The 11,525-nt window shown below is 70.8% G+C and carries 13 protein-coding genes; 8 read left to right on the forward strand and 5 right to left on the reverse strand.

The window, feature by feature from the left end; translation table 11 throughout:
* Nucleotides 1-126 precede the first annotated feature (126 nt).
* From VNW53_RS07940 to VNW53_RS07950, 3 genes are all read right to left on the reverse strand, one after another.
* A complete protein-coding gene (locus tag VNW53_RS07940; protein ID WP_325554812.1) occupies nucleotides 127-1,302 on the reverse strand; it encodes a VWA domain-containing protein in 1,176 nt (391 codons plus the stop codon).
* Between the two features lie 103 nt (nucleotides 1,303-1,405).
* Nucleotides 1,406-2,398 (reverse strand): aldo/keto reductase, encoded by a 993-nt coding sequence (locus VNW53_RS07945; protein WP_325554814.1) that lies wholly within the window; start codon nucleotides 2,396-2,398, stop codon nucleotides 1,406-1,408.
* 42 nt (nucleotides 2,399-2,440) lie between these two features.
* Entirely contained in the window at nucleotides 2,441-3,061 is a 621-nt protein-coding gene (locus tag VNW53_RS07950; RefSeq protein ID WP_325554816.1) for a TetR/AcrR family transcriptional regulator, read from the reverse strand.
* 110 nt (nucleotides 3,062-3,171) lie between these two features.
* Between VNW53_RS07950 and VNW53_RS07955 the strand changes: the two genes are divergently transcribed.
* Genes VNW53_RS07955 through VNW53_RS07965 form a run of 3 tightly spaced genes read left to right on the forward strand, consistent with a single transcriptional unit; the run spans nucleotide 3,172 to nucleotide 7,376 of the window.
* Nucleotides 3,172-4,593 carry an efflux transporter outer membrane subunit gene (locus VNW53_RS07955; RefSeq protein WP_325554818.1) on the forward strand — a complete coding sequence of 474 codons (1,422 nt, stop codon included), beginning with the start codon at nucleotides 3,172-3,174 and terminating at the stop codon, nucleotides 4,591-4,593.
* A gap of 46 nt (nucleotides 4,594-4,639) precedes the next feature.
* Entirely contained in the window at nucleotides 4,640-5,773 is a 1,134-nt protein-coding gene (locus VNW53_RS07960) for an HlyD family efflux transporter periplasmic adaptor subunit (protein ID WP_325554820.1), read from the forward strand.
* Between the two features lie 19 nt (nucleotides 5,774-5,792).
* Complete coding sequence (locus tag VNW53_RS07965) at nucleotides 5,793-7,376, forward strand: DHA2 family efflux MFS transporter permease subunit (RefSeq protein ID WP_325554821.1); 1,584 nt, start codon at nucleotides 5,793-5,795, stop codon at nucleotides 7,374-7,376.
* A 10-nt stretch (nucleotides 7,377-7,386) separates the two neighbouring features.
* Here VNW53_RS07965 and VNW53_RS07970 read toward each other — a convergent pair whose 3' ends face one another.
* A complete protein-coding gene (locus tag VNW53_RS07970; protein ID WP_325554823.1) occupies nucleotides 7,387-7,893 on the reverse strand; it encodes a recombinase family protein in 507 nt (168 codons plus the stop codon).
* Nucleotides 7,894-8,010: 117 nt separating this feature from the next.
* Nucleotides 8,011-8,583: a GNAT family N-acetyltransferase gene (locus tag VNW53_RS07975; protein WP_325554825.1), complete on the reverse strand. Its 573-nt coding sequence runs from the start codon at nucleotides 8,581-8,583 to the stop codon at nucleotides 8,011-8,013.
* 32 nt (nucleotides 8,584-8,615) lie between these two features.
* On the opposite strand from VNW53_RS07975, the gene VNW53_RS07980 reads away from it, so the two are divergent.
* The 5 genes from VNW53_RS07980 to VNW53_RS08000 form a co-directional block, all read left to right on the forward strand.
* Nucleotides 8,616-9,539, forward strand: a complete 924-nt coding sequence (locus tag VNW53_RS07980) for a histone deacetylase family protein (protein WP_325554826.1) — start codon at nucleotides 8,616-8,618, stop codon at nucleotides 9,537-9,539.
* Between the two features lie 72 nt (nucleotides 9,540-9,611).
* On the forward strand, nucleotides 9,612-10,226 hold the full coding sequence (locus VNW53_RS07985) for a histidine phosphatase family protein (protein WP_325554828.1): 615 nt from the start codon (nucleotides 9,612-9,614) through the stop codon (nucleotides 10,224-10,226).
* A 9-nt stretch (nucleotides 10,227-10,235) separates the two neighbouring features.
* A complete protein-coding gene (locus VNW53_RS07990; protein WP_325554830.1) occupies nucleotides 10,236-10,478 on the forward strand; it encodes an exodeoxyribonuclease VII small subunit in 243 nt (80 codons plus the stop codon).
* Nucleotides 10,478-11,362, forward strand: a complete 885-nt coding sequence (locus VNW53_RS07995) for a farnesyl diphosphate synthase (protein WP_325554831.1) — start codon at nucleotides 10,478-10,480, stop codon at nucleotides 11,360-11,362. The genes VNW53_RS07990 and VNW53_RS07995 overlap by 1 nt, the downstream gene beginning before the upstream one ends.
* 24 nt (nucleotides 11,363-11,386) lie before the next feature.
* A partial coding sequence (locus VNW53_RS08000) for a 1-deoxy-D-xylulose-5-phosphate synthase N-terminal domain-containing protein (protein ID WP_325554833.1) occupies nucleotides 11,387-11,525 on the forward strand: 139 nt, incomplete at its 3' end.

Genomic DNA, 11,525 nt, shown 5'->3' on the forward strand with positions numbered 1-11,525 from the left:
TCTGGAAGCCGTGCAGGGCGAACAGCCGCTCGGCGGCGATGAAGACCGCGGCCTTGGTGGCGGCCTGGTCCTGGTCGGCTTCGGGGACGTCGTGCGTCGTCAGGTCGTCGCTCATCGCGGCCCCGCCTAGCGGGCAAGCTCCTTCATGGCCTTCTCGAGGCCCGCCAGGGTCAGCGGGAACATCCGCTCGCCGACCAACTGTTTGATGAGGCCGACGGAGGGGGTGTAGTCCCAGTGGCGCTCGGCGGTCGGGTTCAGCCAGATCATGTGCTCGTAGATGTTCGAGACCCGGTCCAGCCAGACGGCGCCCGCCTCCTCGTTCCAGTGCTCCACCGAGCCGCCCGGATAGGTGACCTCATAGGGGCTCATGGTCGCATCGCCCACGAAGATGACTTTGTAGTCGTGGGGGAACTTGTGGAGGATGTCCCAGGTGTTCAGCTTCTCGGCGTGACGGCGCCGGTTGTCCTTCCACACGCTCTCATAGAGGCAGTTGTGGAAGTAGTAGAACTCCATGTTCTTGAACTCGGAGCGGGCCGCGCTGAACAGCTCCTCGCAGACCTTGATGTGGCTGTCCATCGAGCCGCCGATGTCGAAGAAGATCAGCACGCTGATCTTGTTGCGGCGTTCGGGGCGCATCTGAATGTCGAGGTAGCCCTTCTCGGCGGTGCCCTTGATGGTGCCGCCCATGTCCAGCTCGTCGGGGTGGCCGTCGCGGACCCATTTGCGCAGGCGGCGCAGCGCCACCTTGATGTTGCGGGTGCCGAGCTCGACGGAGTCGTCGAGGTTCTTGTACTCGCGCTTGTCCCAGACCTTGATCGCCTTGCCGTGGCGGCCCTTGTCCTGGCCGATGCGCACGCCCTCGGGGTGATAGCCGTTGGCGCCGAAGGGCGAGGTTCCGCCGGTGCCGATCGCCTTGTCGCCCTTCTCGTGGCGCTCCTTCTGCTCCTTGATCCGTTCGGCGAGCGCTTCCATCAGCTTGTCGAAGCCGCCCATGGCCTCGATCTGGGCCTTCTCCTCATCGGTGAGGAACTGGTCGGAGAGCTTCTTCAGCCACTCGGCGGGGATGTCGGCGGTGACGTCGTCGCCCATCCGCTCCAGGCCCTTGAACACGTGGGCGAAGACCTGGTCGAACTTGTCGATGTTCTTCTCGTCCTTCACCAGGGTGGCGCGGGACAGGTAATAGAAATCGTCGACGGAGCGGTCGATGACCTGCTTGTCCAGGCCCTCCATGAGCACGAGGTATTCCTTCAGCGTCACCGGCACCTTAGCCTGGCGAAGCTCGGTGAAGAAACGCATGAACATGGGCGGGCGCCCCTCGTAACGAACGTCTGTTTGAATGCGGAGGATGGGGCGTCGGGTCCGCGATGTCCATATCCCTCCCCGTTATGGGGAGGGTAGGGCGCTCCTACCGCCGCTCGCTGTCGAGCATGGCCATCTGGACCGCCGGGTAGCGGTCGCCGGCGGCGGCGTCCCTGGGCACGGCGCGTTCCAGGGCGGCGACCTCGTCCGGGGTGAGCGGCCGGTCGAGCGCGCCCAGAGCCTCGGCCAGGCGGTCGCGGCGGCGCGCGCCCACCAGGGGCACGATGTCCTCGCCCTTGGCCAGGACCCAGGCGATGGCGGCCTGCGCCGGGGTGAGGCCCAGCTTGGCGGCCTCGGCGCGCAGCACCTCGGCGAGCGCCAGGTTCTTCTTCAGGTTGTCGCCCTGGAAGCGCGGGCTGTGGCTGCGGAAGTCGCTCGGCGTGGTGATGTTGGCGGCGTGCCCGCTGATCAGGCCGCGCGACAGCACGCCATAGGCGGTGATGGCGATCCCCAGTTCGCGGGTGACGGCGAGGATCGCGTCCTCGACGCCGCGGGAGATCAGGGCGTACTCGATCTGCAGGTCGACGATGGGGTGGACGGCGGCGGCCCTGCGGATCGTGGCCGCGCCCACCTCGGACAGGCCGATGTGGCGCACGTAGCCGGCCTGCACCAGCTCGGCGATGGCGCCGACCGTGTCCTCGATCGGCACGCTGGGATCGAGCCGGGCCGGGCGGTAGACGTCGATGTGGTCGAGGCCCAGGCGCTGCAGGCTGTAGGCGCAGGCGGTCTTCACCGCGGCGGGCCGGCCGTCGAAGCCCAGGAAGGCCCCGTCCGGCCCGCGCTGGGCGCCGAACTTGACGCTGACGACGACGCGGTCGCGGGCGACGCCCTTGAGCGCCTCGCCGATCAGCATCTCGTTGTGGCCCATGCCGTAGAAGTCGCCGGTGTCGATCAGGTCGATCCCGGCGTCGAGGGCGGCGTGGATCGTGGCCAGGCTCTCGGCCCGGTCCGAGGGGCCGTACATGCCCGACATGCCCATCGCGCCCAGGCCGAGGGCCGAGACGTCAGGGCCGGTCTTGCCGAGTTTGCGCATCTGCATGGGAGGTCTCCTGTCCGGCCGGATCGCCGTGGGGTGCGAGCCTTAGCCCCGCTTGCCGAAGGCGCGCAGGAAGGTGCGGGCGGCCAGCGCGGCCTGGTCCTCGACCTGCCTGCGGGTGAGTTCTGGGATGGCGTTGCAGAGCCGGGCCTTGAAATAGCGGTTCTGCGTCAGGCCGAGGAAGGCATGGGCGGCCTCCTCCGGATCGCCGAGGTCGAGGTGGCCCTCCTTCGCCATGCCTTCCAGCAGCTCGGCCACCCGCTCGACGCCCTTGCGCGGTCCGGCGTCATAGAAGGTGCGGCCGATCTCGGGGGAGCGCTCGGCCTCCGCGGCGATCAGCCGGAAGTTCTTGAGGTTGAAGTCCGTCAGCACCCGGGTGAGGTAGGCGGCCGCGATCCGCCGCAGGGTCTGCTCCGGCGTCTCGTTTTCCAGCGGGGCGGCGAAGATCTCGTCCTGCCACAGGCAGCGCCGCTCGACATAGGCGTTGAACAGTTCGTCCTTGCTTTTGAAGTAGTTGTAGAGCGTGCCCTTCGACCCGCCGAGCCGCGCGGCGATGGTCGACATCGAAGCGTTGGCGAAGCCCTCTTCCAGAAAGACGCTCTGCGCCACATCTAGGATCAGCTCTCGCCGCTGGTCGCGGTCCAGTTTCGTTTTCGTCAGTTGCATGTTTTTTCCAACCGTACGGTATGGTCAGTCTTGACGCGCCACGGCGTCGCTCGCTATATCGTCGTCCGCAATATATGACCGTACCGTACGGTATGACAAGAGACGGCCGAATGACCCGCCACCGCACGCTTCCCGTCCTGTTGCTCGCCGCCACGGCGCTGTCCGCCTGCGCGACCTTGCCGCCTCCGGCGCCGGCCCGGGTGGCCAAGGCCCCCGCCAGCTACGCCGCGTCCCAGGCCCTGGCCGCCCCCGCGCGCGATTGGCCCGCGGACGCCTGGTGGACGGCCTATGGCGACACCCAGCTCGACGGCCTGATGGCCGAGGCCCTCGCCGGGTCGCCGACGCTGGCGGCCGCCGAGGCCCGGGTGCGCAAGGCCGAGGCCCTGGCGGCTACGGCGCACGCCCGCCAACTGCCCACCGTCTCGGGCAACGCCAGCGTCGAGGAGATGAAGCAGAGCTACAACCTGGGGATCCCGGCGCAGTTCGTGCCCCAGGGCTACAACGCCTACGGCCTGCTGACGCTGAACTTCAACTGGGAGCTCGACTTCTGGGGCAAGAACCGCGCGGCCGTCGCGGCGGCGGTCTCCGACACCCGGGCCGCCCAGGCGGACGCCGCCGAGGCGCGGCTGGTGCTCTCCACCAATGTCGCCGCCGCCTACGCCGACCTGGCCCGCCTTTACGCCGAGCGCGACGTGGCCGAGCGCGCCATGGCCGTGCAGGGCGAAACCTCCAAGCTGGTGGCGGACCGGGTGGTGAACGGCCTCGACACCCTGGCCGAGCAGCGCCAGGCCGAGGCCGAGCCTCTGCAGGCCAAGGCCGACCTCTCCGCCATCGACGAGCAGATCGCGCTGACCCGCGACCGCCTGGCGGCGCTCGCCGGCGCCGGGCCCGACCGCGGCCTCGGCCTGGTGCGGCCCAGCGCCGCGGCGCTGAAGCCCCTGGGCGTTCCCGCCGAGCTGGCCGCCAGCCTGGTCGGCCGCCGCCCCGATGTCACCGCCGCCCGCTGGCGCGCCGAGGCTGCCGCCAGCCGCATCCACGAGGCCCGCGCGGCTTTCTTTCCCGACGTCAACCTGGCGGCCTTCATCGGGACCCAGGCGCTGCACCTGAACAAGGTGTTCGCCGCCGGCTCCGACGTCGGATCGGTGGGTCCGGCGGTCACCCTGCCGATCTTCGAGGGCGGGCGCCTGCGGGCCGGCCTGCGTGGGGCCGAGGCCGACCGCGACGCCGCGGTGGCGAGCTACGACGACGCCGTCACGGAGGCTTTCCGCCAGGTGGCGGACGTGGTGGCCTCCAGCCGCGCCCTGCAGTCGCAGATCGCCGACAGCAAGGCCGCGCTGGCCGCCAGCGAGGACGCCTTCCGCATCGCCACCCTTCGCTACAAAGGCGGCCTCGCCACCTATCCCACGGTGCTGCTCGCCGAACAGGCCGTGCTGCGCCGCCGCCGCATCGTCGCCGACCTTGACGCCCGCGCGCTCGCCCTCGACGTCGAACTCGTCCGCGCCCTGGGCGGCGGCTACCACGCCGCCGCCTGATCTCCTTCCGAACCCGATCCGACACGCGCCTTCAAGGACCCTCCAGATGTCCAACACCGCCACCTTCGCCAAAGCCCCAGCCGGCGCTGATGTCGGCGCCGCCGGCGTCGCCGCCCAGGTCAGGGCCGCCCGGGCGCGCCGCCGCCGCCTGCTGATCTGGCTCGCCGTCGCGGTGGCCGCCGCAGCGGCGCTCTACGCCGCCTACGCGCTGGCCTTCGGCGGCAAGACGGTGTCCACCGACAACGCCTACGTCGGCGCCGACGTAGCCCAGGTGACCCCGCTGATCGCGGGCCCGGTCGCCAAGGTGCTGGCGCGCGAGACCGAGGCCGTGAAGGCCGGCCAGCCGCTGGTGACCCTCGACGACGCCGACGCGAGGATCGCCGTCGACCAGGCCCAGGCCGCGCTCGGCCAGGCGGAGCGCAAGGTGGAAACCTACGACGCCAACGACACGGCGCTGGCCGGGCAGCTCAGCGCCCGCGACGCCGACATCGCCCGCGCCAGGTCCGACCTCGACCGCGCCCGCACCGACCTGGAGCGCCGCCAGGCCCTTTCGGCCTCCGGCGCGGTGTCCGGCGACGAGCTGACCAACGCCAAGAACAAGTACGCCGAGGCCCAGGCCGCGCTCGCCCAGGCCCAGGCCAGCCGCGCCGCCGCCGTCGGCGCCCGCGAGGCCAACCGCGTGCTGATCGCCGGCGTGAGCCTCGCCCAGAATCCGGAGGTGGCCGCCGCCCGCGCGCGCCTCGACGCCGCCAAGCTAATGCTCGAGCGCACGGTGCTGAAGGCGCCGATCGACGGCATCGTCTCCAAGAAGCAGGTGGAGGTCGGTCAGCAGGTCGCGGTCGGCGCCCCGCTGATGGCCATCGTTCCCGCCGGCGAGGCCTATGTCGACGCCAACTTCAAGGAGGTTCAGCTCAAGAAGGTGCGTCCCGGCCAGCCGGTGGTCCTGACCTCCGACCTCTATGGCTCCGACGTGAAGTTCCACGGGCGCGTGCGTGGCCTCTCCGGCGGCACGGGTTCGGCCTTCTCCCTGATCCCGGCCCAGAACGCCTCGGGCAACTGGATCAAGGTGGTGCAGCGGCTGCCGGTGCGGATCGACCTGGACCGCAAGGAGCTGGCGGAGCACCCGCTGCGGGTCGGCCTCTCCATGAAGGCCGCCGTCGACATCTCCGGCGCACGCTAGGCGAAGGAAGGCTACGGCCATGGCCGACGACGCTCAATCCGCCAAGGCGACAGCCGCCGCCGGCGCTCCGGCCATGCCGGCGCCGATGACCGGCTCGCTGCTGGCGATCACCTCCATTGCGCTGGCGCTCGGCACCTTCATGCAGGTGCTGGACTCGACGATCGCCAACGTCTCGATCCCGACCATCTCGGGCAACCTGGGCGTCTCCACCAGCCAGGGCACCTGGGTGATCACCTCCTTCGCCGTGGCCAACGGCGTCTCGGTGCCGCTGACCGCCTGGCTGATGATGCGCTATGGGGTGGTGAAGACCTTCGTGAGCTCGGTGGTGCTGTTCACCATCGCCTCGTTCCTTTGCGGGGTCTCCTGGAACCTGCCGTCGCTAATCCTCTTCCGGGTGCTGCAAGGGGCGGTCTCCGGGCCGATGATCCCGGGCTCCCAGGCGCTGCTGATCATGATCTTCCCGGCCGCCCAGCGGGGCACGGCGCTCGCCATCTGGTCGATGACCACTCTGGTGGCGCCGATCTGCGGGCCGATCCTCGGGGGCTATATCTCCGACAACATCTCCTGGCCGTGGATCTTCCTGATCAATGTGCCGGTGGGGATCGTCTGCACCGTGATCTGCTGGCGCAACATGATCAGCCGCGAGACGCCGACGCGGGTCGTGCCCATCGACCGGACCGGCTTCTTCCTCCTGCTCACCTGGGTGGGCGCGCTGCAGGTCATGCTCGACACCGGCAAGGACGCCGACTGGTTCAACTCGCCGGCCATCGTCGTCGAGACGATCGTCGCGGCGATCGGCTTCGTCGCCTGGCTGATCTGGGAGCTGAACGAGCAGAACCCGATCGTCGACCTGTCGCTGATGAAGTCGCGCAACTTCGTGATCGCCACGATCGTCTCGTGCCTGGGCTTCGCGATGTTCTTCGGGGCCAACCTCCTGAGCCCGCTCTGGCTGCAGACCCGGATGGGCTACATCGCCACCTGGGCCGGCCTGGTCGCCGCGCCCTCCGGCGTGGTGGCGGTGTTCCTGACGCCCTTCGCCGCGCGGCTGATGAACCGGGTGGACGCCCGCTGGACCGCCAGCCTGTCGCTGGTGGCCTTCGCGCTCTCCTTCTTCATGCGCTCGCGCTTCACCACCGACATCGGCTTCATCGCCCTGGTGATGCCGAGCCTCGTGCAGGGCGTGGCCATGAGCACCTTCTTCGTCTCCATGGTCACCCTGACCCTGAACGGGGTGCCGGGCCAGCAGGTGCCGCAGGCCTCCGGCCTCTACAACTTCGCCCGGATCACCGCCGGCAGTTTCGCGGCCTCCCTGGTCTCCACCGTCTGGGAGCAGACCGCGACCCTGCACCAGAACCGGCTGTCCGAGGTCATGGGCGCGCAGGACCCGGCCTTCGTCGGCGCGGTCGGCAAGCTGCAGTCCCTGGGGCTTTCGGGCCAGCAGGCCCTGGGCGCGGTCACCAACCAGGTGGTCAACCAGGCCTACCTGCTGGCCACCGACGACATCTTCCGCATCTGCTCGGGCCTGATGGTGCTGCTGATCCCCTGCGTGTGGCTGACCAAGAAGGCGCTCGGCGCCGGCGCCGCCCACGCCGCGGCGGACTAGCCGCGGAAGATCAGGCGCAGCCTTCCAGCGCCTTCAGCTTGCGCCACACGGTCATGCGCGAGACGCCCAGGCGCCGGGCGATCTCCACGGGGCCGACGCCGGCGCGCTGCAGGTCGCGGATCTCCTCCGGGGCGGCCGGCCGCCGCGGCCGGGTCCCCGCCAGGGGCTCCAGGGCGGCCACGGCCTCCAGGGCCGCGCGCAGGGCCGGCCCGCCTGGACCGCGGCTGGAAAGCCTGGGGTCCAGCACCCGCAGCGCCGCGCCGCGCCCCTCCAGCCGCCGCAGCACCTCCAGCACGGCGCGCCCGCTGTCGCCCAGGTGCTCCAGCCGGGTGACGACCAGCTCGTCGCCCGCGTCGATCGCGCCCAGGATGGAGTCCAGGACTGCAGCGTCCCGGCCGCACGCTTCGGTGTGGACGACCGCGCAGCCGGCCCGGCTCAGGCGCGCGGCGCCGCCGCCGTCGCCAGAGGCGTCCCCGGACTCTGCCGGCCGCCCGCGCACATAGCCGATCCTGAGCATGCTCCCCGCCGCCTGGCCTCGAACTCCGAGACCGGCCCGCAGGGTCCCAAAAGCCAGGCGCCGCGCCAAGCGCTGAAAGGTTAAATCCTGGCAATATTTGCCGGGAACAGCCGCAATTCAGGCGAGATTGTGTTCGTTGGACGCCGAATTCGCGGCCAACCCGGCAAGGCTCACCCCATCCCGCCTGAGTATGTATTCGCGGTCGACTGTAGCGCCGACGGCGAAGCCGTATTCCCCGACCTTCTCGAAGCCATGGCGGAGATAGAACCGCTGGGCGCCATGGTTCTCCGACCAGACGCCGATCCAGATCGGACGCGGGCCGGCGGCCTGCAGCCAGCCCAGGGTCTCGGCGAACAGCCGGCCGCCCAGGCCGCCGTTCTGCCAGGCCTTCAGCAGGTAGATGCGCTTCAGCTCCCCGCAGGCGGGCGTGACCTCGGCGTGGGGCAGGCCGCAGGGGCCGGCCAGGGCGTAGCCCACCGCCTCGCCGCCGGCCTCCACGATCCAGGAGGCCTTGGCCGGGTCGGCCAGGTCGGCGGCCGTCCGTTCGAGGTTGTAGGACTGGGCCAGGAAGGCCGCCAGATCGGCGGGCGGATAGAGGTGGCCGAAGGTCTCGACGAAGGTCGCGGCGCCGAGAGCGGACAGGGCCGGGGCGTCGGCGGGGCCGGCGCGGCGGATCGAAGGTTCAGGCATCGGCGGTCGTGGAATCTACGCTAGGATGAGGCATGACCGTCGCGCTCTACACCCATCTGGACATGCTCGGCCACCGTCCGGGCGACCGCCACCCCGAACGGCCCGAGCGGCTGGCGGCGGTGACCGGGGCGTTGGCCGACAGCGACCTGCGGCTCACCCCCCGCGATGCGCCCCTGGCGGCGGAGGCCGACCTGGCCGCCGTCCACGGCCAGGCCTACCTCGACGCGATCTTCGCCGCGCGGCCGGGGGAACGGCCGCTGAAGCTGGACGAGGACACCTACATGTCGCCCGGCAGCCTCACCGCCGCCCGGCGGGCCGCGGGCGCGGTGGTCAGCGCCGTGCGCGACGTGGCCGCCGGCGAGACCCAGCGGGCCTTCTGCGCGGTGCGCCCGCCGGGGCACCATGCCGAGCCCGGGCTGCCGATGGGCTTCTGCATCTTCTCCAATGTGGCCGTGGCCGCCCGCGCGGCCCAGGCCGCGGGCCTGGAGAAGGTCGCCGTCGTCGACTTTGACGTCCACCACGGCAACGGCACACAGGCGGCGTTCGACGGCCGCGACGGCCTGTTCCTGGCCTCGATCCAGCAGTGGCCCATGTGGCCCGGCACCGGCCACCCGTCGCAGCCGACCTCGCCCAACATCGCCAACGCGGTCTCGCCGGAAGGCGCGCCGCGGGAGGTGTGGCGCAAGGCCTTCGAGAGCCTGATGCCCCGCGTCGACGCCTTCGCCCCGGACCTGATCATCGTCTCCGCCGGCTTCGACGCCCATGTGCGCGACCCGCTCGGCGGCGGCGGCCAGGCGCTGGAGGCCGAGGACTTCGCCTGGGCCACGCGCGCCATCGCCGACGTGGCCAATCGCCACGCCAAGGGCCGGGTTGTGTCCTCGCTTGAGGGCGGCTACGACCTGCAGGCTCTGGGCTCCTCGGCGCTAGCGCACGTGCGGGCCCTTGCCGAGGGGTAGGCGCATTCTGGGGGTAAGGAACCGACGGGTGAGGGGCTGGACGTCGGCCGCTCGAATGGACAGGCTCACGCCTTGACCGGCGGGCCCTCCAATACGCCGGATTCCGGCGGGGCCCGGGCGGGCGTCATCACCCTGGCGCGCCACGGCGAGCCGGCGCTGTCGCGCCGGGTCAGGCTGTCTGCGCAGGAATACCGCGACTTCTGGGCCCGCTACGAGATCATGGGCCTGCTTCCCGGCCAGACCCCGCCGGCGGGGTTGAGCGGCTATGTCGACCGCTGCGACGTGCTGATCTCCTCGACGCGCCTGCGGGCCGTCGAGAGCGCCCGGCTGGTGGCGCCGGGCCGGGACTTCGCCCAGGACGTGCTGCTGGTCGAGGCGCCCCTGCCGCCGCCCAACTGGCCGTCGTGGGTCCGGCTGTCGCCGCGCCTGTGGGGCTTCTTCGCGCGGTTCTGGTGGTGGTTCTTCAACCACCACGAAGGCGAGGAAACCCGGGCCGAGGCCGAGAGCCGCGCCGACCGGGCCGCCGCCCGCCTGGACGAGCTCGCGCGCGGCGGACAGAACGTCGTGGTCCTGGCGCACGGCTTCTTCAACATGATGGTGTCGCGCGCGCTGCGCCGCCGCGGTTGGCGCCAGACCGTGCGCGAGGGCTACAAATACTGGTCGACGCGGCGCTTCGAGCGGTTCTAGGAAGGGGTCATGTCCGAGCCCGCCGACATCGCGACCCTCAGCTTCGAGCAGGCGCTCGCCGAGCTCGAGCAGATCGTGGCCCGGCTGGAGAGCGGCCAGGCGCCGCTGGAGGCCTCGATCTCCATGTACGAGCGCGGGGCGGCGCTCAAAGCCCACTGCGAGACGCGGCTCGAGGCCGCGCGCCTGCGGGTGGAGAAGATTGTCGTCGGCGCGGGGGGCGCGCCGGGAGTCGAGCCCGCCGAGTTCAGTTGATGGCGCAGGCGCTCGCTCAGCGCATCGCCGAGGCCGCCGACCTGGTGACGGTGGCGCTCGACGAGCTTCTGCCCCGCGCCGAGGGGCCGGAGGCGCAGCTCACCGAGGCCATGCGCTACGCCGCCCTTGGGCCGGGCAAGCGCTTGAGGGCCTATTTCACCATCGAGACCGGCAAGATGTTCGACGTGGCCGAGCGCTCGGCCCTGCGCTCGGCCTGCGCGCTGGAATGCATCCATGCCTACAGCCTGATCCATGACGACCTGCCCAGCATGGACGACGACGACATGCGCCGCGGCCGGCCCTCCCTGCACAAGGCCTATGACGAGGCGACCGCCATCCTGGCCGGCGACGCCCTGCAGACCGCGGCCTTCGAGATCCTGGCCCACCCGGACACCCACCCCGACGGGGGGATCCGCGCCGAACTGGTGACGCGGCTCGCCCAGGCCTCCGGCGCCAAGGGCATGGCCGGCGGCCAGATGATCGACATCCTGGGGGTGCGCGACGACCTGGGCGGTGTGGCGCGGATGCAACGGCTGAAGACCGGGGCGCTGATCGCCTGCGCCTTCGAGCTGCCGCTGGCGCTGGCCCGCGCCAAGGATTCGGAGCGTCACGCCATGATGGCCTTCGCCCACGACCTGGGGTTGGCCTATCAGATCGTCGACGACCTGCTGGACGCCGAGGGCGACGCGGTCACCCTTGGCAAGGCCGTTGGCAAGGACGCCCAGAAGGGCAAGGCCAACTTCGTCACCCTGCTGGGCGTGGGCGCGGCGCGCGAGCGGCTTAACCTGCTGATGGATCAGACCAAGGCGCACCTCGAGCCCTTCGGCGTGGCGGCGGAATTCCTGCGGGCGAGCGTCGATTTCGTGTTAGAGCGCCGGAACTAGTTTTCGGTCGCGGTCTGCTTAGCCATGCCATCCACGCCTCTCCTCGACACTGTCCATTCACCTGCCGACACGCGCGGCCTGTCGATCGCCGAGCTCCGGCAGCTGGCCGACGAACTGCGCGCGGAGACCATCGAAGCGGTCTCCCAGACCGGCCGGCACCTGG

The sequence above is a fragment of the Phenylobacterium sp. genome (assembly GCF_035569475.1).
In the GTDB taxonomy this organism is placed as follows: Bacteria; Pseudomonadota; Alphaproteobacteria; order Caulobacterales; family Caulobacteraceae; genus Phenylobacterium.